We start from the raw sequence: 684 nt of genomic DNA, 5'->3' as shown, positions 1-684 counted from the left end.
CGCACCACGCCCCAGCTGTAGATAGGGTCGGCCACGGCGTGGAATAGGCCGTAGCTGAGGCCGGGGTTTTCCACCATGCCTGCCTGGTTCTGGCTCAGGCGGTTGTGGCTCTCTGCTGCAGCGAACCAGCTCCAGATGGTGGCGGTGAGCAGGTCGCCGGAGATTTGTTCACCCGTGAGGTTCTGCAGGTTGTTGGCCTGCAGCTGGGTTTTGGTGTTCTCCAGCCTGGTCTTGAGGGTGTCGAGCTGTTTGGCGCTGATGCCGCCTGCGCTGATGCCGATGGCGGTGGCTTGCCCGGCCGTGTGGCTGGCGTCGGGGGTCAGGTCCCACTGGGTGGGGTTGTGCAGCTGGGTGAAGCCGCCCTGCCCTTGCAGGTCGGTGCCCATTGTGACGGCCGTGCTGCTTTGAGCCACCACTTGGCCATCCAGCGTGATCGTAGGTTTGAGGCGGATCAGGTAACCTGGCAGGCTGGTGGGCAGTTGGTCAGGCCGGATGGGGCTGCCGTCGGCATTGGGCTTGGGCAAATAGCTGGCGATGAGGTCGGTGGTGGCCTGGTCGGCCGGAACGTAGCTCAGGGTCAGGCGTTTGCCCACGAGTTGGCTGGTGGGGGCGGTGTAGCTCAGTAGCTCGTTGCCCCAGTTGTCGCTCAGGGTGTAGCTGAACTGGTGCTGCAGGCTGGCGGGC

1 pseudogene is annotated in these 684 nt (G+C 64.8%); it reads right to left on the bottom strand.

Going from position 1 to position 684, the window contains the following annotated elements:
* Positions 1-684: pseudogene (locus tag CBY09_RS23415) on the bottom strand (transglutaminase); the annotation flags it as partial.

The organism is Acidovorax kalamii, assembly GCF_002245625.1.
Taxonomy (GTDB): domain Bacteria; phylum Pseudomonadota; class Gammaproteobacteria; order Burkholderiales; family Burkholderiaceae_C; genus Acidovorax; species Acidovorax kalamii.
This window is presented reverse-complemented; position numbering and strand designations above follow the sequence as displayed.